The organism is Bradyrhizobium sp. BEA-2-5, from assembly GCF_032918025.1.
Lineage (GTDB): Bacteria > Pseudomonadota > Alphaproteobacteria > Rhizobiales > Xanthobacteraceae > Bradyrhizobium > Bradyrhizobium pachyrhizi.
This window is the reverse complement of record NZ_CP136629.1, coordinates 2,548,514-2,572,524: the sequence shown is the minus strand read 5'-3', so window position 1 is coordinate 2,572,524 and position 24,011 is coordinate 2,548,514. Positions and strand designations below refer to the sequence as shown.

Annotated in this window: 22 protein-coding genes, 1 tRNA gene and 1 pseudogene; 12 read left to right on the top strand and 12 right to left on the bottom strand. The window is 62.8% G+C overall.

Translation table 11 applies throughout. From position 1 onward, the window contains the following. Positions 1 to 7: 7 nt before the first annotated feature. The gene (locus RX327_RS12035) at positions 8 to 631 is read right to left on the bottom strand and encodes a division plane positioning ATPase MipZ (RefSeq protein WP_317250360.1); all 624 of its coding nucleotides are present in this window, start codon (positions 629 to 631) and stop codon (positions 8 to 10) included. A 169-nt stretch (positions 632 to 800) separates the two neighbouring features. Continuing rightward, on the bottom strand, positions 801 to 1,589 hold the full coding sequence (locus RX327_RS12030) for a crotonase/enoyl-CoA hydratase family protein (RefSeq protein ID WP_050387956.1): 789 nt from the start codon (positions 1,587 to 1,589) through the stop codon (positions 801 to 803). Positions 1,590 to 1,693: 104 nt separating this feature from the next. Here RX327_RS12030 and RX327_RS12025 point away from each other — a divergent pair, with 104 nt between their 5' ends. The 4 genes from RX327_RS12025 (at position 1,694) to RX327_RS12010 (ending at position 5,340) form a co-directional block, all read left to right on the top strand. Then, positions 1,694 to 2,263 carry a TetR/AcrR family transcriptional regulator gene (locus RX327_RS12025; RefSeq protein WP_028334468.1) on the top strand — a complete coding sequence of 190 codons (570 nt, stop codon included), beginning with the start codon at positions 1,694 to 1,696 and terminating at the stop codon, positions 2,261 to 2,263. 37 nt (positions 2,264 to 2,300) lie between these two features. Continuing rightward, positions 2,301 to 3,059, top strand: a complete 759-nt coding sequence (locus RX327_RS12020) for an SDR family NAD(P)-dependent oxidoreductase (RefSeq protein WP_038377534.1) — start codon at positions 2,301 to 2,303, stop codon at positions 3,057 to 3,059. A gap of 109 nt (positions 3,060 to 3,168) precedes the next feature. Beyond that, positions 3,169 to 4,092 carry a glutathione S-transferase family protein gene (locus RX327_RS12015; RefSeq protein WP_157345630.1) on the top strand — a complete coding sequence of 308 codons (924 nt, stop codon included), beginning with the start codon at positions 3,169 to 3,171 and terminating at the stop codon, positions 4,090 to 4,092. Positions 4,093 to 4,305: 213 nt separating this feature from the next. Further along, positions 4,306 to 5,340: an LLM class flavin-dependent oxidoreductase gene (locus tag RX327_RS12010; protein ID WP_317250359.1), complete on the top strand. Its 1,035-nt coding sequence runs from the start codon at positions 4,306 to 4,308 to the stop codon at positions 5,338 to 5,340. An 85-nt stretch (positions 5,341 to 5,425) separates the two neighbouring features. Here the strand turns inward: RX327_RS12010 and RX327_RS12005 are convergent, their stop codons facing one another. From RX327_RS12005 to RX327_RS11995, 3 genes are all read right to left on the bottom strand, one after another. After that, on the bottom strand, positions 5,426 to 6,997 hold the full coding sequence (locus RX327_RS12005) for a porin (RefSeq protein ID WP_317250358.1): 1,572 nt from the start codon (positions 6,995 to 6,997) through the stop codon (positions 5,426 to 5,428). A gap of 738 nt (positions 6,998 to 7,735) precedes the next feature. Beyond that, entirely contained in the window at positions 7,736 to 10,840 is a 3,105-nt protein-coding gene (locus RX327_RS12000) for a DEAD/DEAH box helicase (protein ID WP_317251246.1), read from the bottom strand. 289 nt (positions 10,841 to 11,129) lie between these two features. Then, positions 11,130 to 11,204: transfer RNA gene (locus RX327_RS11995), tRNA-Gln, on the bottom strand. 232 nt (positions 11,205 to 11,436) lie between these two features. Between RX327_RS11995 and RX327_RS11990 the strand changes: the two are divergent. Then, positions 11,437 to 13,213 (top strand): annotated as a pseudogene (locus tag RX327_RS11990) (acyl-CoA dehydrogenase). Positions 13,214 to 13,732: 519 nt separating this feature from the next. Here RX327_RS11990 and rpsU read toward each other — a convergent pair. Next, on the bottom strand, positions 13,733 to 14,029 hold the full coding sequence (rpsU, locus tag RX327_RS11985) for a 30S ribosomal protein S21 (protein WP_082190822.1): 297 nt from the start codon (positions 14,027 to 14,029) through the stop codon (positions 13,733 to 13,735). Between the two features lie 498 nt (positions 14,030 to 14,527). Between rpsU and RX327_RS11980 the strand changes: the two genes are divergently transcribed. Beyond that, the gene (locus RX327_RS11980) at positions 14,528 to 14,761 is read left to right on the top strand and encodes a DUF6894 family protein (protein ID WP_050387816.1); all 234 of its coding nucleotides are present in this window, start codon (positions 14,528 to 14,530) and stop codon (positions 14,759 to 14,761) included. Positions 14,762 to 14,783: 22 nt separating this feature from the next. Here RX327_RS11980 and RX327_RS11975 read toward each other — a convergent pair whose 3' ends face one another. The 3 genes from RX327_RS11975 to RX327_RS11965 all read right to left on the bottom strand — a co-directional run bounded on the left by RX327_RS11975 (position 14,784) and on the right by RX327_RS11965 (position 16,043). Further along, positions 14,784 to 15,026, bottom strand: coding sequence for a DUF6894 family protein (locus RX327_RS11975; protein WP_028334475.1), 243 nt, complete (start codon positions 15,024 to 15,026; stop codon positions 14,784 to 14,786). 445 nt (positions 15,027 to 15,471) lie between these two features. Next, entirely contained in the window at positions 15,472 to 15,729 is a 258-nt protein-coding gene (locus tag RX327_RS11970) for a hypothetical protein (RefSeq protein WP_028334476.1), read from the bottom strand. 104 nt (positions 15,730 to 15,833) lie between these two features. After that, positions 15,834 to 16,043: a cold-shock protein gene (locus tag RX327_RS11965; RefSeq protein ID WP_317250357.1), complete on the bottom strand. Its 210-nt coding sequence runs from the start codon at positions 16,041 to 16,043 to the stop codon at positions 15,834 to 15,836. A 23-nt stretch (positions 16,044 to 16,066) separates the two neighbouring features. Between RX327_RS11965 and RX327_RS11960 the strand changes: the two genes are divergently transcribed. Next, on the top strand, positions 16,067 to 17,464 hold the full coding sequence (locus tag RX327_RS11960) for a response regulator (RefSeq protein WP_317250356.1): 1,398 nt from the start codon (positions 16,067 to 16,069) through the stop codon (positions 17,462 to 17,464). Between the two features lie 105 nt (positions 17,465 to 17,569). Beyond that, positions 17,570 to 19,090 carry an MASE4 domain-containing protein gene (locus RX327_RS11955; protein ID WP_160321827.1) on the top strand — a complete coding sequence of 507 codons (1,521 nt, stop codon included), beginning with the start codon at positions 17,570 to 17,572 and terminating at the stop codon, positions 19,088 to 19,090. 1 nt (position 19,091) lies between these two features. On the opposite strand, the gene RX327_RS11950 is transcribed toward RX327_RS11955, so the two are convergent. Beyond that, a complete protein-coding gene (locus tag RX327_RS11950) occupies positions 19,092 to 19,625 on the bottom strand; it encodes an HdeA/HdeB family chaperone (RefSeq protein ID WP_082190839.1) in 534 nt (177 codons plus the stop codon). On the opposite strand from RX327_RS11950, the gene RX327_RS11945 reads away from it, so the two are divergent. The 3 genes from RX327_RS11945 (at position 19,606) to RX327_RS11935 (ending at position 21,155) form a co-directional block, all read left to right on the top strand. Continuing rightward, positions 19,606 to 20,361: a DUF2092 domain-containing protein gene (locus RX327_RS11945; protein ID WP_317250355.1), complete on the top strand. Its 756-nt coding sequence runs from the start codon at positions 19,606 to 19,608 to the stop codon at positions 20,359 to 20,361. The two genes, RX327_RS11950 and RX327_RS11945, sit on opposite strands and share 20 nt — an antisense overlap. After that, on the top strand, positions 20,358 to 20,651 hold the full coding sequence (locus RX327_RS11940) for a hypothetical protein (RefSeq protein WP_050387820.1): 294 nt from the start codon (positions 20,358 to 20,360) through the stop codon (positions 20,649 to 20,651). Before RX327_RS11945 ends, RX327_RS11940 begins: the two co-directional genes overlap by 4 nt. A gap of 144 nt (positions 20,652 to 20,795) precedes the next feature. Further along, positions 20,796 to 21,155 (top strand): HdeA/HdeB family chaperone, encoded by a 360-nt coding sequence (locus RX327_RS11935; protein WP_038377519.1) that lies wholly within the window; start codon positions 20,796 to 20,798, stop codon positions 21,153 to 21,155. Positions 21,156 to 21,356: 201 nt separating this feature from the next. Here RX327_RS11935 and RX327_RS11930 read toward each other — a convergent pair whose 3' ends face one another. After that, positions 21,357 to 22,349, bottom strand: coding sequence for a LysR family transcriptional regulator (locus tag RX327_RS11930; protein WP_028334482.1), 993 nt, complete (start codon positions 22,347 to 22,349; stop codon positions 21,357 to 21,359). Positions 22,350 to 22,492: 143 nt separating this feature from the next. Here RX327_RS11930 and RX327_RS11925 point away from each other — a divergent pair, with 143 nt between their 5' ends. After that, on the top strand, positions 22,493 to 22,879 hold the full coding sequence (locus RX327_RS11925) for a DUF1330 domain-containing protein (RefSeq protein WP_028334483.1): 387 nt from the start codon (positions 22,493 to 22,495) through the stop codon (positions 22,877 to 22,879). A gap of 43 nt (positions 22,880 to 22,922) precedes the next feature. Here the strand turns inward: RX327_RS11925 and RX327_RS11920 are convergent, their stop codons facing one another. Further along, entirely contained in the window at positions 22,923 to 23,978 is a 1,056-nt protein-coding gene (locus RX327_RS11920) for a lytic transglycosylase domain-containing protein (RefSeq protein ID WP_082190825.1), read from the bottom strand. Between the last annotated feature and the right edge of the window lie 33 nt (positions 23,979 to 24,011).

The window sequence follows — 24,011 nt, the reverse complement described above, 5'->3', positions numbered from 1 at the left end:
CGTCGCCTTACGCCGCGTCGCGGCTGGCGTCGGAGGATTCCGGCCGACGCGCCACCAGATGGCCGAGCATGATGGCGGTCATCAGCCGTTCCATCTCGAGCCGTGCGGTGACATGCGACATGGTCGGCCGGCTACCGAGTGCGAGCTGGCTGGCGTCGTCGACCGCCGTCAGTCCGCGCGGGTAGAATTCGCGGAAGATCACGCGTTCGGCCAGGCCATCGACCAGGCGGAAATTCAGCGTCTTGGCCAATTCGCTCAAGGCTTCGCCGACCAGGCGCTTGTTGCGTGACCCGAGCGTGGAGAGACGGTTGCGCAGCACCACCCACTCGAATGCCGGCTGATCGTGTGCGCTGCGCTGGCGCCGCGCTTCCTCCACCATCTTCGAATAGTGGCTGATGCCGGTCACCTTGAAGTCGTTCGGATCGACGGTGCCGAGCACGTCGAAATCGAGGAAGCTGTCGTTGAGCGGCGTGATCAACGTGTTCGCCAGCGAATGCGTGAACGTCGTGAGATAGGTGTCGTGGCCGGGACAGTCGATGACGACGAAATCGTGCGACCGGCCGAGCCGCTCGACGATCTCGGCCAACGCGCTGCGCCCGAGCGTCTCGACCTCGCTGCTCCTGCCGCTCACCGATACCGGACGCTTGAGTGAAAGCAGGACGAAACAGAATTTAATGAATGACTCGAATTTCCCTGATTCGACGAATCTCGACAAGAGTCGCTGCTACATTGTCGTGATCGAAATCAAGAAGCTGCGACATCATTGTCACAGCTTCTTCGAGCACGTATCGTGAACGCAACTAACGTCCCTGAAACACAGCCGAGCGACGCTCCACGAAGGACTTGATGCCCTCGGCCGCATCTGATGTGTTGAGCACGCGTTCGCGGATCTGCGGGATGATCGCAATTGCCGCCTGCTCGCCGGCTTCGATGAACTTGCGGCCCGCCTCCTTGGTTACCTGGATTCCAAGCGGCGCATTGCGCGCGATGATCTCCGCGAGCGCCATTGCACGCTCGACCTGCTGGCCCGCGGGCACGACTTCCTGCACGAGACCGATCCGATGCGCTTCGGCGGCGGTGAACTCGTCGCACAGCAACAGGTGATACATCGCATCGCCCCACCCGGCGCGGCTGATATAGCGGAAATGCGCACCCGCCAGCGGCGCGATGCCGCGCTTGGCTTCCATCTGGCAGAAGCGGCTGTCGTCCGCGGCGATCACGATATCGCCGGCCAGCATCATCTCGATGCCGACGGTGAACACGATACCCTGCACCGCCGTGACGATCGGCTTTCGGCAGCGCTTCGACAACCCGAATGGGTCGACGTTGCCCTCCGGCAGCGGCTTGCGCGTCGCCGTCGGACCGAAGAATTTCGGCATGTCGAGACCCGCGGTGAAACTGCCGCCGGCGGCGCAGAGCACGCCGACCCAGAGGCCATCGTCATTGTCGAGCAGCGTCAGCGCGTCGGAAAGCTCAGCCATCATCTCCGGACTGAAGGCATTCTTCTTCGCGGGATTGTCGATGATGATCTTGAGGATGTGGTCGTGCCGCTCGTGGCGGACCCGCCCTTCGCTCGCGCTGCCGGACATCAGTTCCTCCCTGCTTTGTGACTGGATAATTTCTGGATGATGGTTGTCATCCAGATACATGATGGTCATAATCCAGAAAGAGAGTCAAACAGGGGACAGGCGAGATGGGCCATTCCCAGGCCGAAAAGGCCAGGAGCCGTGAGCGTATTCTGAACGAGGCTGCGACGCAGATCCGCGGCAAGGGCCTCGACGCGCTCAGCATCGGCGGCCTGATGCAGCAGGTGAAGCTGACCCATGGCGGTTTCTATGGGCACTTCGCCTCGCGTTCCGACCTGATCGCCGCGGCGCTGGAACAGGCGCTGGATGCAGGCGAAGCGTCGGCTCACGCGGCGCGCGATCCCGACAAGCCGATCAACATCAACACACTGGTGCGGAGCTATCTCAGCCGCGCCCATCGCGACTCGCCCGGGTCGGGCTGCGCGATCGGCGCGCTGATCTCGGATGTCGGCCGCGCCGACGCGCAGTGCCGCGCGGTGATGGAGCCGCACATCGAATCCTTCATCGCCAAGGTCGCCGAGACGTTCGGCGACGATGACGACGGCAACGCAATCCTCGCGGTGAGTGCGATGGTCGGGGCGCTGGCGATCTCGCGCGTCCTCACCGACCAGAAGCGGTCCGACGCCGTTCTGCGCACGGTGCGCGACAGCATCGTCGCGATGGCATCCGACGAATGATTTCGCCCGCGCCGCGGGCACCTTGATGGAGCAAGCCATGAACGACCGATCCGCCCTCGAGCCGACCGCCGTGCAGGGAAGCGTGCTGATTGCCGGCGTCGGCGCATCGAACGGCCTCGGCGCGGCGATTGCGCGTCGCTTTGCTGCCGGCGGCTATCCCGTCGCGATCGCCGGCCGCAACGCCGACAAGCTCGCCGCGACGGCGGCCGAGCTCGCCGCAGGCGGCGCAACGGTCGCGCATGTGGTCGGCGACGCCTCCACGGCGGCCGATGTCGCGCGCTTCGTCGCGGCGGCCGAGAGGCTCGCACCGCTCGCGATGGCCGTGCACAATGCGGGCTCCAACCGGCCGGCACCGTTTCTGAAGGTCAGCGAGCAGCGCTTCGAGGAACACTGGCGCGAACATGCGCTCGGCGGTTTCCAGCTGGCACAGGCCGCGATCCCCGCTTTGCTTGCGCGCGGCGGCGGCACGCTGGTGTTCACCGGCGCCAGCGGTTCGCTGCGCGGCAAGGCCAACTACTCACCGTTCGCCGCCGCAAAGGCCGCGCTGCGCGCGCTGGCGCAGAGCGTGGCGCGGGAGTTCGGGCCGCAGGGCATCCATGTTGGCCATGTCGTGGTCGATGGCGGTATCGAGGGCGACCGCCTGCTGAGCATGCGCCCACAATTGAAGGACGAGCGCGGACCGGATGGCATGCTCAACATCGCGGCCATCGCCGACGCCTATTGGGTGCTGCACCACCAGCATCGCAGCGCTTGGACGCTGGAGCTCGACCTGCGGCCGTGGGCGGAGCAGTTCTGAACGCGCTGCGCCGCCCTCCTCACCGCGAATATAGGTTGCGATCGGCCGGAATCTTGTCAGCTTATGCGGCAAGGTCCGTCGAGATCGCACCCTGTCCCGGGAGAAGGCCATGTCGCAGCCCACGCCGATCCTGCACCATTTCGATCAATCGCCGTTCTCCGAGAAGATCCGCATCATCTTCGGATTCAAGAAACTCGCCTGGAATTCGGTGCGGATCTCACGGATCATGCCGCGGCCCGACCTGATGCCGATGACCGGCGGCTATCGCCGCACGCCGACGATGCAGATCGGTGCCGACATCTATTGTGACACACAGATCATCATCCGCGAGCTGGAGCGGCGCTACCCGACGCCGACGCTGTTTCCGGCAGGCAATGCCGGCATGCCCTGGGCGCTCGGCATGTGGACCGACCGGCCGTTCTTCCAGAACACGGTCAACCTCGTGTTCGGCTTCATCGGCGACAAGGTCCCGCGGGATTTCATCGAGGATCGCGAGAAGTTGCGCGGCGGCAAGTTCGACGTCGCCGCCATGACCGCGGCGCTGCCGCAGATGCGCGACCAGTTCCGCGCCAATATCGACTGGATCGAGGCGCAACTCGGCGACGGCCGGCCGTGGCTGTTCGGCGAGTTCAGCCTCGCGGACGTTAGCGCCTACATGAACGTGTGGTACGCGCGGCAGAGTCTCGCCACGATGGACGAGATCATGACGTCCTTTCCGCGCGTTGCGGCATGGGAGGAGCGCATCCGCGCCATCGGCCACAGCACGCGCACCGAGATGTCGTCGGCCGACGCGCTCGAGATCGCGGCGAAGGCACGGCCGGAGTCACCTGTGTTCGGCGACCCCACGGACCCGAACGGTCGCAAGCCCGGCGACGTCGTTGCCGTGATGCCGGATGACTACGGCAAGATCCCGGTGCGTGGCGAGATCGTCTCGCTGTCGGCGCAACACATCGCGATCCGCCGGTCGGATGAGCGCGTCGGCGAGGTGGTGGTGCATTTCCCGCGCGCCGGTTTCCTGGTGGTCCCGGGCTGATTGCCGCAGGCTGCTCCCAATCGGGCCTGGAAACGCTGCGTTTCGCGGCGTGACCTTGCCGGGCCCCTGAACCGGCAATAGCTCCCGTTTATCTCCAACAGAAGGCTCCACAGCGCAGGCTTGCGGATAGATCCGCAGCAACCCGACCTTTCGGCCTGCGTGCGATGGGTGGCCCGTGGTGGATGCTCCGCCACGCCGACAACTGGACTGACCATGACGACCTCCGTCGAATTCGGGCTTGATACGTTTGGCGACGTGACCAACAACGCCGCCGGCACGCCGCTGCCCCATGCCCAGGTGATCCGCAACGTCGTCGACGAAGCGGTGCTGGCCGATCAGCTCGGGATCGATTTCATCGGGCTCGGCGAGCATCACCGCTCCGATTTCGCGATCTCCTCGCCCGAGACCGTGCTCGCCGCAATCGCATCGCGCACCAGGCGAATCCATCTCGGCTCGGCCGTGACGGTGCTCTCCTCGGACGATCCGATCCGCGTATTCCAGCGCTTTGCCACGCTCGATGCACTCTCGAACGGGCGCGCCGAGGTGATCCTCGGCCGCGGCTCGTTCACGGAATCCTTTCCGCTGTTCGGCTTCGACCTGAGGCAATATGAAGAGCTGTTCGAGGAGAAGCTCGATCTGTTCGCCGAACTGCTCAAGCAGCAGCCGGTGACCTGGCAGGGCAAGCTCCGGCCACCGCTCAAGAGCCAGTCGGTCTATCCGCCGGTCGAGAACGGCACGCTGAAGACCTGGATCGGCGTCGGCGGCAGCCCGCAATCGGTGGTCCGCGCCGCGCATTACGACCTGCCCCTGATGCTCGCGATCATCGGCGGCGATCCCTCGCGCTTTGCGCCCTACGTCGATCTCTATCACCGCGCCTTCAGGGAGTTCGGCCGCCCGTCCAAGCCGATCGGCGTGCATTCGCCCGGCTACGTCGCCGAGACAGATGCGGAGGCGCGCGAGGAGCTCTGGCCCGACTACAAGGCCATGCGCGACCGCATCGGCAAGGAGCGCGGCTGGCCGCCGATGGGGCGCGACGAGTTCGTGACTGAGGCCGAGCACGGCTCGCTCTATGTCGGCGCGCCGGAAACCGTTGCCCTCAAGATCGCGTCGACCGTGAAGACGCTCGGCGCGGCGCGCTTCCAGCTGAAATACTCGGCGGGCCCGCTGCCGCATGAGAAGCTGATGAAGAGCATCGAGCTCTATGGCAGCAAGGTTGTGCCGATGGTGCGCGACATGCTCGCCGCGTGAGGCGCCAGAACCGGCAATCACAAAGCAAAACCCCCGGCGTTTTGGCGCCGGGGGCTCTGTTAGCTTGCAGTCAGATCAACCGGTGTTACCAGTTGCGCTGGGCGCGCAGCAGGAGGCTGTAGGTGTCCTGGTCCTTCAGCTCGTAGGTCGCAGCCGGCTTGGCGATCGTGGCGCTGCCCGGGAAGGCGACCGTACCAGCGAAGCTCTGGTCCAGACGGGTGTAGGTGAAGTCGGCCGAGAAGGTCAGGTTCTTCACCGGCGTCCACTGGGTCTGCGTGCCGAGCTGCGCGATGCTGTAGTCGGGGTTGCAGGACGTCAGAGCCGAACCAGCACCGAAGAAGTTGCTGAGCGAGCCACCCACGCCGTTGCCAGCCGGGCCGCAGAGGTAGCCCTTGGCGGTGCCGTTGTAGTTAACCTGGGCCCAAGCACCGTAGATGCTGGTGTTCCAGTTCGGGTTCCAGTTGTGCACGTAGGCACCACGGAAGCCGTAGGTCGTGATCAGCTGCTGCTGACCGCCCGTGACGAACACGCTGTCCGGAGCACTGCCGAAGCCGATGCTCTGGTAAGCACCAGGAACGTTCGTGCCGCCGAAGATGGTGTTCGCACCAGCGGAGCCGGCGAGATCCTGGATGTTATAGCGGGTCGCACCGTTGGTGTAGACACCCTGCAAGTTGATGGTGTCGCCAGGTCCGGTCGGGATGTTCTTGATCGACAAGGCCAACGAACCAGCCCAGCCCCACTTGTCGTCCGGATGACCGGTCAACTCGGTCGCGCCGTAATAGGCGACGTGGTTGTCATGCGCGGCAACCGACGCCTGGAACAGACCCCAGGCCTGGTCGACACGCAGCATCGCGACGAGATCCGGAGCAATCGTGCCGGCATAGTCGCTGACGCCGAACGTGTTGACGTTGCCGGGAACGCCGAAGTTGACGGGCGCACCGAGGTTGGCCACACCAGCCTGGTAGTAAGCCGACTGATCCTGAGCCGACAGAGACAGCGACACGCCGTTGCCGAACTGCGCGGTATAGGTGAACTGGTTGACACCAGTGACCGTGCCGCTGCCGCCGACGAGACCGTCGAAGTTGTTGCCGGGATAGTTGGTCCAGGGAGCCGAGAACTGCGAGACCGCCTTACCGATGGTGAAACCGGCGAACTGGATGAAGGCGTAGTAGACGCCGACCGTGCCGCCTGCAACCGCGCCGGAGTTGGCGTTGTTCGGAGCCGAAACCGCGCCGATCGGCGAGTAGACGGTCGCACCGTTGCCCTGACCGGCATAGGTGTCCGAGGTCCAGGAGAACGTCGCATCGAAGAAGGTGCGGACGACGCCGTATTCGGTCGCGGTGCGCGTGTCGATGTTGAGATCCTCGCGCGAACGCCAGGTGTAGCCGTTGGTGAAGCGGTTGTTCGCACCACCAGCACCCGAGGTGTTGCCGGTGTGGTCCGAGTTGGTGTTCGCCAGGACTTCGGCGCGCAGGTAACCACCCAGCTTGATGCAGGTGTCGGTGCCCGGGATGTAGTAGAACCCGGCACCATACAGGGAGCAGATCTTCACGTATTCGACCGCCTTGGCCTTCACGGGGAGATCGGCTGCCTGCGCTCCGCCCACGGCGATCAGACCCGCCGCTGAGCCGAGCAAAAGGCTCTTAACCAACTTCATGTTAAACCTCCAAGTTGCTCTTCAGGGAAGGTTCCGGATCCGCCGGGTAAAACACCCTCAGGTTGGTTCCCTTTGTCCCTTAAAATCCCCGCTTAGTCCCTTCGCGCCTTCGGACACACCCGCATGAACGCGAGGGACTTAAGCGAAAGACCTAAACGGGACGACCTCGGGATGCCCCCCTCCGTCGTAGTTCCATATGAGACAGAAGGCCCCCGATCACGCAACAAAAGACCGCTCGGTTTGCGGCGAGTTGCGGCTGTTTTCGGGCAAATGTTGCACAAATATCACGGGCTTTTGAATTGCGGCATTTCCGCAAGTCATTGAAATACAATACGAATATTTCAGTTACCGCTATCGGGCACAAGATTGGGCAACACCGCGCGGAACGGTGTGCAAAACGCGTAGTCCTACTGAGAAAGCGAAAGCTGAAGCCGGCTTCGGCAGCACTGATTCCGGTATCCCGGGCACGACATTTCGGCCCAAAACGCCGAGATTTGAACAACATAACCCGCCCCGAATACCGTCGACTCGCGTCTGGAAGGGGGCTTTCCGATGGCTCGGAGCAGGCCGAATGACGGCGGGCGGTTTGCCACGCATGTGCAGTAACGATGCTACATGTCACTGGGATGTCAGCGCGCAGAATCGGTCGATTTGTTCTCCGCAGCCGCAGCGCGCTGAAACATCTCTACTGTACGCGGTGCATCCGCAAGGCTCGTCTCCGACGGAGCCGCGTCGCGCTCACTCGTCCAAAATGTCCAGGAGATCCTCGATCCGCTCGAAAGGCGGCTCGTGTATGTTGTCCGAATAGAACACGCGATCGCCATCGCGCTCGAGCGAACGTGCTCTGGATTTGGGCAGCCTCCCGGGAAGGAACGTCGCCGCGACGGCCTCCGGGCCGACATCGAGCCTCACGATCCCTCGCCGCTTGCAATCGATCCTGAGCCTCGCCGCGGCGAAGAAGTCCCGACCGGCCGACGGCAGCCTGCCGAAGCGTCGCGAGGTCTCTTCCTCGAGATCTTCCAGATCGTCTTCGCTCCGGCACCTCGCGGCACGGCCATAGATTTCAAGCCGCACGGATTCCGATTGTACGTAGCTCCTGGGCAGCAAATCCGCGAGCGGAAGGTTGAGATCGGGTACCCACAGATCGGCGGACCGGTCGTTGGTCTTCTCCGAGGCTTGCTTGAGAAGGTGGCTGTACAGCACCGGACCGAAAACCTGCACATGGCCGGATTGCCGTTCCGAAAGCAGATCCCCGGCGCCTCTGAGGTCGAGATCCCGCTCGCTGATCGCGAAACCGGCGCCCGGTCTGCTGAACTCCTCCAGAACGGCCAAACGCCTCCCGGATTGTTCCGAACTGGATTCGGTCAGCATGTATGCGAAGGCGCGCGTCCCGCCGCGTCCCACCCGGCCTCTCAGCTGGTGCAGCTGGGCAAGGCCGAACTTTTCCGGCCAGCACACCACGATGGTGTTGGCGCGGGGAATGTCGAGGCCGCTCTCGACGATGTTGGTCGCGAGCAGGACGTCGGCACCGCCCTCGACGAAGCTCATCATCCGGTCGTCGATCTCGTCGGCAGGCAGCTTTCCGTGCAGACAGACGATGCGCAGGTCCGGCGCCACCGCCTGCACCCGCGCCAGCATCGGATCGAGATCATGGATGCGCGGACAGATCAGGAAACTCTGCCCGTGGCGGCGCTGCTCGCGCAGCAGCGCGTTGGCGATGGCGGCATCCGACAGCGGCGCAATCCGGGTCGCGACCGGAAGCCGGTGCACCGGCGGCGAGGCGATCACGCTGAGCTCCCTGAATCCCGCAAGGCCCGCCGCTAGCGTGCGCGGAATCGGCGTGGCACTCATCCACAGCGTATGGACGCCCTTCGCCAGGCCTGAAAGCTTCGCCTTCTCCGCCGCCCCGAAGTGCTGTTCCTCGTCGATGATGACCAGACTCAACTTGGCGAACTTCACGTCCTTCGATGCGATCGCCTGCGTGCCGACCACGACCTTCATCTTGCCGCTTCGCAGGCCCTCCTTGGTCTCCTTCATCTCCGGAGACGACGTCGCCCGCGACAGGCTTCCCACTTCGATGCCAAGCGGGGCAAACCGTTTGCGGAAGGTCGCGACGTGCTGCCTTGCCAGCACCGTCGTCGGCACCGCGATCGCCACCTGCTTGCCCGACAGCACCACCGCGGCCGCCGCGCGCAGCGCCACCTCGGTCTTGCCAAAGCCGACGTCGCCGCAGACCACCCGGTCCATGGGATGACCGGATGCAAGATCGTCCAGCACGTCGCTGATCGCCTGGGCCTGGTCGATCGTCGTGAAGTAAGGGAAGCGCGCGACGAACTGCTCATATGCGGGACCGGGAGCGACCAGCTTGGAAGCGCGCCGGCGGCGCCGTTGCGCGATGTGTTTGGCAAGCGCCTTGGCGGCAGTCTGAATTTCCTGCTCCGCCTTGGTTCGGCGCGTCCACCACGTACTGCCATCGGCCCTGTCCAGTGCCAGCTTGCCGAGCTCCGCGGCATACGGCCAGATCAGCGCAAGATCGGCCGGCGGAACGAGGACGGCATCGTCCCCCGCGAATGCCAGCCTGATCATCTCGCGCGATGATCCCTTCCCCACATCGAAGGTCTGCAAGCCATCGAGCACGGCAAGGCCGCGCTGGAGGTGGACGACCACCGTGCCCTGCTCGGGCACATCGGCATGGTCGAAGGCCGCACTCCAGGCGCGCGCCATCGGCTGCGGATGATGCGCGCGGCTGCCGAGCACGTCGGTCGCCGTCACGACGACGAGCGGCTTGCGCCCTGAGCCGATGAAGCCGGTGTCGAAGTCGGCCAGCAGCGCGCCTGCGCCGCCTCGCCCCTTCGCCGCCTCGTTCCAGTTTGCGAAGCGCTCCGCCTTGATCCCGCTCATTCGCTCCATCGCGCGCAGGTCATCCTCGACCGCCGCGACAAACAGCAGCCGCGATCCGGCGCGCTCGGTGTCGGCGACAAATGCGCGAAGCGCTTTCCGCGACGAGGCGACCTTCGAGAAGTCGGGCGTGGCGGTGAAAGCTGCCTTTCGGGGCAGCGAGCTCATCCGTCTGGTCAGCCGTTTCCAGTCAGCGGGCCCCAGATACTCGCGCTCCGCCTCCCTGCGGCCGGCCGCCTCCTTGATCGTGCTCAGCCAGCTATCAGCGTGGCCTGACACGCCCGCGTCCGCGATCCAGCGCGCACGCTCACAATAATCCAGCAGCGCCGCCCGCTGCACCCGCTTGCCTCCCAACGCGATCCGTTCGGACATGGGGTCGATGTGCAGTTCCTCCGCGTCGAACACGACGTCGTGCTCGTCCGGATCGACACCGGCGATTCTGCGGATCACGCCACCGGAATGCTCAATTCTGAACGGCCCCAGCGCGCCCGCGGGAAATACCTCGAACGTCATTCCGTGGAACAGAGCGCTGCCGGGATAATCCGCCTCTTCGTCGAGATCGTATCCCAGAGCTTCCAGACGATCCTTGAGTTCCCGCTCGGAGTAGCCCGCCCCCACCTTCAAGCTGATGCTGAGGCGCGCCGAACTGGCGGGCAACGGCAACCGCTCCATGATCGCCTCCGCCGTCGATACCAGGAAGACCGGCTTCTTGCTCCGGGCGAGGCGCCTCAACACCGAACTGCGCCGGCCGGCGATCTCTCGTGACGGCTCCAGCCCGTCAAAGGGCAGGGTATTCAGCCTCGGGAACACCAGCACCTCGAGCGAGGGATCGAGCGAATGCAGCACGCTGCCCAGGCGCTCGGCCCTGTTCTCGCTTTCCGCAAGGAAAACGATGCCGTCCCGCCCGGACTTCTTCCATTGCTCGAGAAGATGGAGCGCCAGCATGCCAAGCGGTGAGGAAGACGAGATCCCGGAACGCGCCGATCCCTTGCTTTTCTTCTTCGCGCCAGCAGCAGCGCGGGCCTTCTTGGTATTCGCCACGTCAGATCCGTCGTTATATCGTGATTACGATCGCCCGGTGACCTGCGTCTCCGGACGACTCGGGGCTTGTCGCCCGCCGCCATGGAAACCAAAGCGGCACAGATTTCCAGCTAGCCGGCCCAATCCGCCCGAAATGGCGGCGGGGGCGGCCGGCAAAAATCGATTCCTCTCTTGAAATCAATGGCTTGTTTGGTGGCTGGGGCGGGAGGGATCGAACCTCCGAATGGCGGAATCAAAATCCGCTGCCTTACCGCTTGGCTACGCCCCAACGCACCGATCGAAGGCCACGTCGGTCTATAGGGTGAGTCCCGCCATTTCAACAGGGCGGCGATCGAAAAGGCACGAAAGCCGCAGGATGATGACGGTACTCTTATTATAAGGCGACTTATAAGGCGACGCCGCGGTGGCCGAAACAGACCGTACGATGTCCGTTCGGACTGTTGAGAGGCCGCCGGTTTCATGGGATGACAATTTGCAAACGCCTCGTCGGGAGTAACGCCATGACCTACCGTGCGCCGATCAACGATATGCTGCTGTCGCTCAACCATGGCGCGGGCCTCAAGGCCGCCGTGGAGGCCGGCCATTACGGCGATTTCGACGCCGATCTCGCGGCCGCCGTGCTGGAGGAAGCCGGCAAGTTCGCTTCGGACGTGCTGGCGCCGCTCAACAAGATCGGCGACGAGCACGGCATCAAGCTGGACGACGGCAAGGTCACGACCGCACCCGGCTGGCCGGATGCCTACAGGCGCTGGACCGAGGGCGGCTGGAACGCGGTGTCCGGCCCGGAAGATTTCGGCGGCCAGGGCCTGCCGCTCGCGATCAACGCCGCCTGCACCGAGATCTGGAGCGCCGCCAACGTCGCCTTCGGCCTCTGCCCGCTGCTGACCGCCTCGGCGATCGAGGCGCTGGACACGCATGGCAGCGACGAGCTGAAGAGAATCTATCTCGGAAAACTCGTCTCCGGCGAATGGACCGGCACGATGCAGCTGACCGAGCCGCAGGCCGGCTCCGACGTCGGCGCGTTGCGCACCCGGGCCGTTCGGCAGCCCGACGGCACCTATCGCATCAAGGGGACCAAGATCTTCATCACCTATGGCGAGCACGACATGACCGACAACATCGTGCATTTCGTGCTGGCGCGTCTGCCGGATGCGCCCGCCGGCACCAAGGGCATCTCGCTCTTTCTCGTCCCCAAGTTCATGGTGAATGCCGACGGCTCGCTGGGCCAGCGCAACGACATCTATGCCTCCGGCGTCGAGCACAAGCTCGGCATGCACGCCTCCCCGACCTGTACCATGACCATGGGCGATCATGGCGGCGCGATCGGCTTTCTCATCGGCGAAGAGAACCAGGGCATGCGCTGCATGTTCACGATGATGAACCAGGCCCGCCTCGGCGTTGGACTCGAGGGCGTCGGCGTTGCCGAACGCGCCTACCAGCAGGCCTTGTCGTATGCGCAGGAGCGCCGGCAAGGGAAAGCTATCGGCCGCAAGGGCGACGAGATGGATGCGATCTTCGTGCATCCCGACGTCAAGCGCATGCTGATGCGGATGCGCGCAGACCGCGGCCGCGCGCACCATCTGCTATGCGACCGCCGTTGCGATCGACGTCTCGACGCGCGCCAAGGACCCGAAGGTGCGCGCCGATGCGGCAGCACGCGCGGCGCTGCTCACGCCGATGGCCAAGGCCTATTCCACCGACATCGGCAACGAGGTCGCCTATCTCGGCGTGCAGGTGCATGGCGGCATGGGCTTCATCGAGGAGACCGGCGCGGCTCAGCACTACCGCGATGCCCGCATCACCGCGATCTACGAGGGCACCAACGGCATCCAGGCGATCGATCTCGTCACGCGCAAGCTCGCAGCCAATGGCGGCGCGTCGGTGTGGTCGCTGCTCGACGAGCTCGCTGCCGTCATCAAGCAGGTCGAGACCTCCAACGATCCGGCGTTCGGCACCACGGGCGCCAAGCTGCGCGACGCGCATGCCGCGCTGGAGCGCACCAGCAAATGGCTGCTCGAGCGCCTCGCCTCGGCGCCGAACGAGGCACTGGCCGGCGCAACGCCCTATCTGCGGCTGTTCGCCGCAACGGCCGGTGGCTGCATGCTCGCCGGCGAGGCGCTGGCCGCCAAGGCGAACGGCGAAGCCGAGCCGCAGCGCTACGTCACGCTGGCGCGCTTCTTCGCCGAGAACATCACTGTGCAGGCGCCGTCGCTGGAAAAGACCGTGACCGAAAGCGCCGAGGCGGTGACCGGCGCGGATGCGGTGCTGGCGGGGTAGGATACCTTCCACCGTCAGCGAGGTGAGGAGGCCCAACGCGCTGTGGTCGCCAAAGGCCCTCCTCGCTCGTTTGATGCACACGACGTGCGGCATCACAGCTGTCGTCCCTGCGAAAGCAGGGACCCACAACCACAGCCTTCCGTTGTTGAAACGAGCCGTGGCTCCAGCTTTGCAAACCATTCGGCGCTTCGCTTGCCCGGGACGACATCGAGTTTTGCGTCTACCGCCGAATCGCACGTCTTGTCAGCGATCCGCGCGAAATTCCTCCGGGCCGTCGAGCAAGTCACGCTTGCGGGCGGCCTGATCGAACTGGCTGGCGGAATGATCTGCCATTGCGTTGATGGCCGTGCCGGCCAGGTTCTGCGCACGTCGCCGTTGATCGTCGTGCCTCGATCGAACATCCCGATCCACGGCTCGCCGACGACAGATCTCATCGGAGATACGTTCCTGGAGGCATCCGTTGCCTCGATAAGATCGCCGCGTCATCCTGCACGATCCTTCCAGCAGGATCGGTACGGGCTAAGTCCCCCGTGTGCCGCCTGCTTGCTGTGGCGATTGCCCTGGCGCCGAAGGTCTGGACGCCGGGAATTTGGGTTTCCGCGGAGGGGCCGCGATCAATCCATCCCGTATCGCTTGCTTGCGGGCAAGCTTGCGGGCTCGCCGCACGGCCTCGGATTTCTCTCGAGCCCTTTTTTCTGACGGCTTTTCGAACGATCTGCGGCGCTTCATCTCTCTAAAGACGCCCTCGCGCTGCAACCTCTTCTTTAGAACTCGAAGCGCCTGGTCGATGTTGTTGTCCCTGACAAGAACTTGCAACGGATCACCTCTCTCGCGCTACAACGCACATTGAATGAACACTACAATGGCCCGCTCCATCAGTGACAGAGCGGGCCGCACTACCATTCCAGTACATCCGTGGAACGGCAGCCGACCAACAACATCGCGGAAGCTTCAGCCGCGGTGCTGCAAGCACGCGTCCTCGCTTTCATCCGACGATGTCTTTGGAAAAAGGTCCCGTGGAACCGATCTACAAGGCTCAAGGCCAGTCGATCTACGAAACCTATGCACTTATCTCGGCTATGCAAGACGCAGTCGCTGATCATGAGAATTATATCCGACGGCTCAGCCACGCCGAGATCATGGCTGAACGGCGATGGCGGCTTGACCGTGAACGCGGAGCCGGTTCCCTAAAATCTTCACCGTTGCCGAGTAGCAAATTCGCTCCAACAGGCGCAGAGTACGTCGCTGCCGGATGACTATTGAGCGCCGGCACCTGAGAGCCTGGGCAGCTCCCGCCACCAAAGGGAGCCGAAGATGGCAACCCGCTACTATTTCGATATCCGCAACGGCGAGCAACTCTATGCCGACAAACAGGGCATCGAGCTACGCGACGAGGAAACTGCCGCGCACGAAGCGATGCAGTCATTGCTCAGCATAGCCAAGGAGAACCCGCCTTTGGACAAACACAGTCTATTGGCGTTTGAGGTCCGGACGGACGAAGGGCCGCTATTTCAGGTCAGTCTCAGTCTCGGCATCACAAGGTGCTAGCCGCTGCGCTACGCAGCCAGACTCAAGAATCCAGCCGGCAACTGCGCCAAGCGATGGCCACCTCAAGCACGGGCCCATCGCCGTCCCGGACCTCGATGGCAATCTGATGGAAATTGTGACCGCGAAAGGAATCCCGAATGACGTCGGCCAAGGCGCGCGCAGCCTCCTCCTGAACCGCACCGAAGCTGGACATCTCCATGCCCTCTTCGTCGATCGCCAGGCCGCCGCCATCACGAAGATCGAAATAATAGCGCGTCATCGGCATGGTAATTTGCCCCGGCTCTCGATTGTTCCTGCGAAGACCGAGGAACGTGGCCGGTGAGGACAGAGGCGCGCGAGCCGTCCGGGTGAGTCATGACCGCAAAAGCGAGAGAGTTCCTTGATTTCTGGATTGAAACAGCGTCCACGCTGCCGAGCGATATGGAACGCCGGGTGCCTCGCAGGACGTTGCCGAGTTGGCGCACCGGTGCGTCGAGATGGCGGGACAGCAAGGCCTGACGGAACAGGATCTGCGTGAGGCGGCCGGCGATATCACTGACTACATCAGGATCAGACTGAAGGCGGCGAACAGGAAGGAGGCCGATCGTCCCAAATAGTTCGGGCAACGACCAAGCTTCGCGACCTGAACGTAGCGGCCGAAGCCGCGAAACAACAGGTCCGCTTCAGCAACGTATCAGCGACGGACTCGAAGACGTGCGTGATTGCGCAGCTTAGCGCACGATGCGCTTGACCCGCTTGGTTCTCTTGGCAGCCACAGATGCCGCGCCTGCGGGTGCAGCGCCAGCCTGCGCGGCCGCCTCGGCGTCACGCGCTTCACGGAGAGCCCGCAGGCGCACCATGTTCTTGCGCACGGCGATCGCATCGCGCTCGACCTCAGCGATTGCCTGCGCACCGGCCTCGGCGGCAAGCCGCTGGCGCTGGGCCTTGGCCAGGCGCTCGGCAGAAAGTTCTTCCGGCTTCTTGGCCATGAGCGAATGAGCCCTTTGAAAAGCAGCGTGACCCGCTCAACCCATCAGAGGATCGAGCGGGCCGCGGCTGTCATCCCAGTACATCCGTGGAATGACAGATCGATTCAAGCCAGCCGAAGATCTTCGGCGCTGGTCTTGCCACGCATTTTGTCGATCTTGAGTTCGAACGACAGCTTCTGGCCCTCGGCGAGACCGCCAAGTCCGGCCCGCTCAACCGCGCTGATGTGAACGAACACATCGTTGCCGCCATCGCTCGGCTGGATGAAACCGAAGCCCTTTTGGCCATTGAACCACTTGACTGTACCTGTCGTCATTCTCTTCTCCAAAGCGGACGCACGTGAATTCGCGCTTGGTTCCGCATCATCCTTCAACCGACGATGTTCTTTGGAAAAGGGCCGCTTTGACCATTCAACAAGGCACAACGGCAAATCGAACGCCGCAAGCATACACACTTAATCCGCTAGGGCAAGTTCGGAAGCGCCCAAGCTGCGCAACGCGCACGCCGCGCTGGAGCGCATCAGCAAATGGCTGCTCGAGCGCCTCGGCGCCGAACGAGGCACTGGCCGGCGCAACGCCCTATCTGCGGCTGTTCGCCGGAACGCTCGGCGGCTGCATGCTCGCCGGCGAGGCGCTGGCCGCCAAGGCGAACGGCGAAGCCGAGCCGCAGCGCTATGTCGCGCTGGCGCGCTTCTTCGCCGAGAACATCGCCGTACAGGCGCCGTCGCTGGAAAAGACCGTGACCGAAAGCGCCGAGGCGGTGACCGGCGCGGACGCGGTACTGGCGGGGTACGACGCCCTCCCTGGCCATAGGCCGCGCCGCATTCACAGCCGTCGTCCTGGCGAAGGCCGCGACGACACCGAATGTGTTGCACGGTCAGTTCGTCATACATCCGCGTTCTCGCGACACGATCTGTCCGAGCTTTGCGCTTCGTTCCGCCCTCTCCTCAAGCAGAGGGCGCAGGGAAAGCGGAGGTGCCCGACTCCGCCGTCATCGACGATTCCCGACCGGGAGCGGACATCCATGGCTCCGCTGAAAGACCCGATCACGAAGCCCGTAAAAACCCGTGTTGTTGACACTGGAAAACACAGCTACAGGTTCCATGAATTGCAGGTTGAGCGGCTTGGTTTGCGTGGGACGATTTACCTTGTGGATGATGACCCTGAGTTCAGCGGCGCTGCCCAGCGTCTGCTGGAGCTGGCAGGCTATCATGTCCAATCCTTTCCGTCAGCAGAGCGGCTGCTGGCGCAGCAGCTCCACCAGAATAGGGTTGACTGCATACTGCTTGATGTTCGCCTGCCGGCAATCACTGGCCCCGACTTGCAGCAGCAGCTGATTGCGCAGAACGTCGAGCTCCCGATCATCTTTCTTTCCGGGTACGAAGACATACCGATCACGGTTCGTACCATCAAATCTGGCGCCGAGGATTTTCTGAGGAAGCCGGTCACGGCCGAAATTCTGCTTTCCACGATCGAACGTGCAATTGATAAGCACAAGACCTCCCAGCAGCGTCGAGAAGAAAAAGCGATTCACCGCACCAACGCGGCCAAGCTCACTCCGCGAGAGCGCGATGTGTTCGAACGGGTCGTTGAGGGCAAATTAAACAAGCAGATCGCAAATGAATTTGGTTCGACCGTGCGCACCATCAAGGCGCACCGTCAACGAGTGATGGAGAAAATGCAGGCCCGATCGCTTGCCGAACTCGTCTTGATGGCCGAGCAACTCAAGCCGAGCTGATTTCGATCTCATTCCGGCAGACGGCCATCCTCTTGAGGGACGAAGATGATTACAAGGCAAATCACGTCGCCTCACGAAGACGAATTTCCTCTGGTGATTCCTCTCATGCCCGCAACGCGCGAACATCGCCGCGCGGCCATGTGGGTGGTGGCCGCGCTGTTTGTCCTCGCCGCCTGTATCGCGCCGTTTGCGAGCGTACAGATCGGCAGGGTCGACGCATTTGTTCCAGTCCTGCAGACAGTGCTAAGCGCCGCCGATCTGCTGACCGCTACGCTGCTGTTCGGACAGTATTCTGTGCAACCTCGGCGCGGACTATTGGCCGTCGCCGGTGCATATCTCTTCAGCGGCGCGTTTGCCTTCTTGCAGACACTGAGCTTTCCCGGTGGTTATGGCCCAAACGGAATACTCGGCGATGGCTTCGATACACCGGCGTGGTTTTTTGTTTTCTGGCACACCACGTTTCCACTGAGCATCCTGGCATACACGCTTCTCAAGGATAAGACGGAGCGAGGCGCCGCCGCCCGGTCGACGAGAGCGAGCATCATAGCGACAATATGCGCCGTCCTCACCACCGTTGCTGCACTGACGTGGACCGTGACAGCGTGGGTGAACCACTTGCCGAGCTTCTACAGCGGGAGCGTTACCCTGCAAACGCGGTTCGGGAGCCAGATCAACATTGCGCTCTGGCTCGTGGGCGCGGCAACGTTGGCGGTCTTGTTCAGCCGCCGACGCACAATTCTGGACATGTGGCTGATGGTGACGCTTGTCGCCTGGATGCCGAACTTTCTCGTAGCGGCGGTCGCCAGCTCCGTTCGCTTCTCTGTCGGCTGGTACGCCGCGCGCGGCTTCGCGCTGGTAGCGAGCTGCATGCTGCTATGCGTCCTGCTAACGGAGCTGATGGTGCTGTACTCCCGTCTGGCCAGCGCGCTAATTCTCCAGCGGCGAGAACGGGCCAATCAGCTTATGAGCATCGACGCTGCGACGGCCGCAATCGCGCACGAAATCAGATCTCCCCTCGGCTCGATCACCTTGAACACGAGCATTGCGCTTAATCAGCTCGCCGCCGAGCCGCCCGACCTTGAGGAGATCGACGTTGTCCTGAAGGACATCGAGCGCGCCAGCCTGAGCGTTGACTCGACGATCACGAGCATCCGCAGTCTGTTCAAGAGCGCCTCCAATCGCTCCAGGATGCAGATCGAGGATGTGGTGTGCCAGGTCTTGCGTTTGATGCAACATGATCTGCAAACTAACCAGATATCCGTCTCGACCAGCTTTTCCGATCACCCTCACGCAGTCACGGGCAATCGGGCTCAATTGCAGCAAGTGGTGTTGAATATCGTGAAGAATGGCGTTGAGGCCATGGCGTCGATACCAGTTGATCAACGAAAGCTAACCGTTTCGACCCGTATCGACCAACGCTGGATCGTTCTGAACGTCCGGGATGCCGGAGTTGGCATACCTCAGCACACCAACGTCTTTGATGCGTTCTTCACGACCAAAGCCGATGGGATGGGATTGGGTCTCGCAATTTGTCGCACGATCATCGATCGGCATGGGGGAATGCTGGCGCTTGTTGCGACAGGCAGCCAAGGCACGGAATTTGAGGTCAGGCTGCCGATCGCGTAGCCTAGCGCGAACGGGGCATTTTAATACCGAGAGCCCGCTCGGCCGCAGACATGACCGTGGACTGCGGGCTCGTTTGGCAGAAATCCTTCACGGTCTTTGCAGCTTGCGCGAACTGATACAGGTCGACCACGGTGTTGTGCACGCTCGCGTTGTAATACCCGCTGAGCCACATGGTGACACCGGCAAAATCCTGGAAGTCGAGCCTGGCCAGCTCGCGGCAGGTCATCCTGCTCATGTCGACGACCAGCTTTTCTTCCGCCTTGCCGGACGCATTCGACAACAACAAAACCGTGATTGTGATCAGCAGCTTTCTCATATCACCCCCAATATTTGTTCGGCTCCGCATCCGGTCCGACGTCTGCTCGGCTGCCGTGCTCCCGAAATCCATTATCGTTGGACCGGCTCCTTGATCTAAATCAAGCGAGCGACGGCGCAGGTGCTCCAGACTGGTCGCGACCTTAGGGAGGACCGGCATGAACAGGAAAAGACTGCGCGCATTGCTTCGCGCTTCGGGGGTGGCTGCATCGATCGCCATAGCTGCAACGCCGATCGGTCACGCGCGTGCCGATGACTCCACGACGTTGCTGAAGGCGATGGCGGACTATACGGCCGCCCAGAAATCGATCACCGCGACGTACGACAGCGACATCGAGATCATCACGCCCGAACTCCAGAAGATCCAGTTCGCGAGCTCCGGTCAGTTGAAAATGACCCGGCCCGACAAATTGAGGGTCAGACGAACCGGTGGCTATACCGATGTCGACCTGGTCTATGACGGCAAGACCGTCTCGCTGTACGGCAATAACGCCAAGGCCTATGTGCAGGCCGACGCACCCGGCACGGTCGAGCAACTTGTGGAGGCGATTCAGGCGAAAACGGGAGCAGCGATGCCCGGCACGGATCTGCTGCTCTCGAATTCCTTCGACGTACTTACGTCCGACGTCATTGAAGGGCATCATATCGGGCAGGGTGTCGTCGATGGCGTCGAGTGCGAGCATCTTGCGTTCCGCACGCCGGACACGGACTGGCAGATCTGGATCGAGACCGGTCCGCAACCGATCCCCCGCAAATATGTCATCACCAGCAAGACCGTGGCTGGCGCGCCGCAATATACGTTGCGGATCAAGGACTGGAAGACCGATGCAATCGCTGCCGCGGACATCTTCTCGTTCAAGCCGCCGGAAGGCGCGACGAAGGTCGGACTCGATTCCGACGTCATGATCGAATTTGACGAAGTACCTGCGGGCACAATTGCTGGAGCCAAGAAATGACCAACCCACTTCGCAAGACGCTTCTGCTTCTCTTAACCGCCGTCACATTCTCGGGCACGCTGCTCTGGAATGGCAAGGGCCATATCGAGCAAGGGCTGGTTTCCACCGCGGAAGCACGGGTCGGACGACCGTTGACGCCGATGAGCTATGCCGGGGTCGCGCGCCGGACCACGCGGCGCGCCGTCTACGGCACCGCAGCCGCTGGAGCAGTAGCAGCCGGCACCTATGTTGCCACGCCGGGGTGCGTGCAGGTGACCAACGCCTATGGTCAGGTCGTGACCAAATGCTGATGCAGCCGCGCGCGCGAGCCCAAAACATCACCCCACTCCGAGCAAAGTGGGCCGATCCCGCGCGGTACTGGTAGCAAGTCCCGCGAGACCGGTTTGCGCTGCGATCCGAAAGAAGTCATTCACGAGAACCTGTGGGAAGATAGCATGTCCATAAAATTGTTTCTGGCTTCCGCGGCGGTCGCGATTTCAGCCGTGACACCCTGTCAGGCCCAGGTCGAGTTGAAGACCTACGCGAACGCTGACGGCTATGTTGATGTTCAGGCGCTTACATGCGCCCAGCTTGCCAACACCTTCCAGGAGGATGCCGATTATCTGACGGTTTGGTACAGCGGTTGGTATAATGGCCTCGCTAAGAAGCACTTGATGAAGGTCGATCGCGCGAAGGATCTGGAGCACCAGATCATCGTTTATTGCAAGGCGAACCAGGACAAGAAGGTCATTCAGGCCATTGACGTTGTCTTCAACGAGTATCGTGCCAAGAACGGCATCAAGATGAAAAAGTGAGAATGCCGGACGGGTGCCGATACAGGTCCAGACGTTAGCTTCCGACGGAAGCTCGCCTCCGGAGGTTATTGAACATCCGGCGCTGCTGGCCTGCGTCGTGGACGGCCCATCTCACACCGGTCCAGGAGAAGGCCCTCGCGCCGATGAGCGTCGTCTTTGCCTTTCGCGCGCCACCGGCAAGCTGCCGCGCGCAAGCAGCATTCAACCGCCCCGACTTTTCGCCTTGCGTGGAACTCGCCTGGCGCGCGTCCGAACACTTGCTTTTGCCGCTGCCGGCTCCGTCGGGCGCGTGATCGGAAACGTCTCCCGCATATGTGCTGCCAGCATTGCACAGTAGTCAGTCGCGAAACGAGGCAACGGACGCCGCTTGTCCCATGAGATGGTCAGGGGCTCCTGCAACACGCGGCGTCTGTGCGTGAGACCGACAATCCTTAATCCGTAGCGCCAGCACTGAAGCTGGGAGGGAACGATCGCGACGCCGTGCCCCGCCTCGGCGAGTGCCAGCAAGGTGTGCGGACTGCGACTCTCGAACATGATCTTCGGTTTCAGTCCCGCCATACGGCTTGCCGCATCGAAAGCACGGCGAAATCCGAACCCGCTGTCCAGCAGCAGCAACGGAAGTTCGGCAAGGTCAGCGATCTCGATTGTGCGACGGGGACCAAGCGGCATCGACGGATGGCAAGCAGCCAGTAACTGCACAGATCCAAGCGGAAGGCTGCCGAAGTGCTGCTCGTCCAGCTTGACGGCGTGCAACAAATTCTGGCCGAGATGAACTTCCCCGCGTTCGAGCATCGCCAATATCTCGCTGCCCGTCCCCTCCCTGATCCTGATCTCGACCCTGGGATATCGCTCCGCGTACCGGTGCAGAAATTCCGACAGCACGCTTTCGATGTGTTGCGGCGAGCCGGCGATCCTTAGGACCCCGGTATCTCCTTGACGAAGCAGCTGAGCCTGCTCCTTCAAGGAATTGACGCTGTTGAGCAGCAGACGGCAGCCCGCAATCAACTGCTCGCCTTCGCCGGTCAATAGAAGCCGGCGCCCGACGCGATCGAAGAGCTGCAAGCCGAGCTCCCGTTCGAGACCGATGATTTGCCTGGATAGAGCGGGTTGGGCGACACGCAACCGCAAAGCGGCCTTTGAGACCGTGCCGAGCTCGGCCACCGTCAAGAACGTGAGGGCCTGTTGAAGAGTCATACCCGCTTATACCATTCAAGCATAAGGTTCGAGAAAATATATGTATTGGACGTATTTCGAAGCCTCGTGGAGAGTCCTGCCAGGCTGCGGCTTGTGGCACCGCCACGGCATCGGAGGAAGCTCCCATGAGTTCTGGAGGCAAGATGGCTCTGGTCATGTTGAGTTGTACCGCTATCGGCGCTCTTGGCGCCGAAGCACTGCATGGCGAAGCCAGGCCGCCCGCCTATCTGATCGGGCAAATCGAGGTCACCGATCCCGATGGTTATGCCAGGGAATATCTCCCGAAGGCGAAGGAGATCATCAAGGCGCATGGCGGCAAGCTGATCGCGGCTGCCGGCGCGGCGGCAACCGGTTCGCAGGTCGTTGCCGTTGATGGAAATCCACCCAAGCGCGTCGTCATCTATATGTATCCGACCATGGAGGCGCTTTGGGCCTGGCGACACGATCCAGCCTACGTGCAGGTTCGGGCGGTCGGCGAGAAATACGCCAGGTACCACACATTTGCGGTCGAAGGCTCTGCCGCCAATTAGCCCTCATCCCGCCGTCGGTCGCGGCGACGTGCAACGTGTGCCACTAGTTTCGAAACACGAGGCAGCGCCCGCCGACTGCCTCCAATCGGGCGCACAGCTGGTTAGCTCGCTCGCGGGTCGTCTCGGCGACCGGGAGCAGATACCAGGTGGCCGAGCCTGGCCCGGCCATGCGCGATCTCAGAACGAGCGGTGCGCGATCGCCGAGCACGGATGCAAATCGTTTCTGAAGTTGCTGGTAGTCGGCGAGCACGCGCGATTGCGACGGGCCACCGGCCAATTGAAGTCCCCAGGGCCCCCACGCAGCTTGCTGCGCGATTGTCACGGACTCTCTTGGGCCCGCGGGAAGCGCCCGAACGAGCATGCCGCGCACGATGTCACCGCAGGCCATGGCCGCGTCGATGTGGACCCGATCCTCAAGCGAACCCTGCGCCCATTCCTCGGCGGACTTGCCGGTAATGATCCTGACATAGGCGCGCGTTTCGCCCGGCAGGCTTCCACGTCCCGCCAGCCAATCCTGAACGCGCCGTGGACCACCATTATAGGCGGCCGCCGCAAGGCCGAGATTGCCGAACTGCGCGCGCAGCTCGCGGAGCCAACGCGCGGATTCCTGCAAGGCAGGCAATGGCTCGAACGGGTCGACCAGACCGCGCCACCGTGCGGTACCGGGCATGAACTGGGCGATCCCCTGGGCACCGGCCGAACTGACCGAATTGGGATCGAAATTGCTTTCCTGCCAGATCAGCCGGACGAAGAAATCCGGCGGCAAGCCGTTCTCCAATGCAGCCTCTTCCAACGCCTTGCAGTATTGCTGCGGCCCATCGGGCCTTGGACGCAAAGGTATCGGCGCCGGCGACGGAACGGATGACGATTGCTGATCGGACGCCGACCGATCGGCCCCGGCGTTGGCATCCGGACGAGACGTTTCCGTTTGCGATGTTTCTGCCTGCGCCGGCTCTGCGCGCTGCGCGGCGGGCGTTACCGCTGGATTGCCGAGAGGCTGGGCGCTCGCGACGGGGACAAACAGCAGCAGGCAAGCCGAGCCGATAACCGCTCGTGGAATCGATCGATGAACCCGCCGCGGCCCGAAAATCGACTGCATAAAGCGATCATCAAATTGGATGCATTCGTCGGA